Consider the following 799-nt stretch of genomic DNA (forward strand, 5'->3'; position numbering starts at 1 on the left):
TTATAATTGGATAGTAAGCATCTTTTTTTCCTTTATGTTTGATTGTAATATTTTTAGGTATGGGTGGTAAAGCTAGTATCATTAATGGCCCTGTAATTTCATTTGAAATCACTCAACAAGGTTCAAATGGATTATATTTGCTTTACTTGATGGCAGTTTATTTAGCAGTATTTGCTGTAAGCATGTTAACTCAATTTACTAGCTACTTTATGAGTAGTAGTCACAAACTTTTAAAGAACTAAAAAATGGAACACTTATTTTTAGCTTTACTTGTAATTATAATGATTGGTGCTTTAGCTTCTGGTTTTCCTGTAGCTTTTGCTCTACCTGGATCTGCAATAATTTCAATTGGGCTTGCAGCTTTTTTTGGTTATTTGTTTGCAGGGGACAGCAGTGCTTATTTTGCTGTTGATGGCCCTAAAGAATGGTTAACCGCTGGTATTACAAATTTTAGGAGTAACTACTGGGATGTAGAAACTGATACTTTAATTGCAATTCCTTTATTTATTTTCATGGGGATCATGTTGCAAAAATCAAAAATTGCGGAAGATCTTTTAGTTACAATGGGGCAGTTATTTGGACCCATCCCTGGAGGTCTAGGAATATCAGTAATTTTTGTTGGAGCATTACTTGCAGCTACCACAGGTATTGTTGGTGCAACAGTTATAGCAATGGGACTAATATCACTACCCACAATGCTTAATAATAAATATGATAAAAGTCTAGCAAGTGGGATCGTTTGTTCTTCAGGAACTCTTGGACAAATTATACCTCCTTCAATTGTATTAATTATTATTGC

Annotated in this window: 1 protein-coding gene; it reads left to right on the forward strand. The window is 33.8% G+C overall.

Going from position 1 to position 799, the window contains the following annotated elements; all coding sequences use genetic code 11:
* Positions 1 to 245: 245 nt before the first annotated feature.
* The coding region (locus tag AMO08_RS05205) for a TRAP transporter large permease subunit (RefSeq protein WP_143323819.1) at positions 246 to 799 on the forward strand (554 nt) is incomplete at its 3' end.

This window comes from Candidatus Pelagibacter communis, assembly GCF_001180205.1.
Lineage (GTDB): Bacteria > Pseudomonadota > Alphaproteobacteria > Pelagibacterales > Pelagibacteraceae > Pelagibacter > Pelagibacter ubique_O.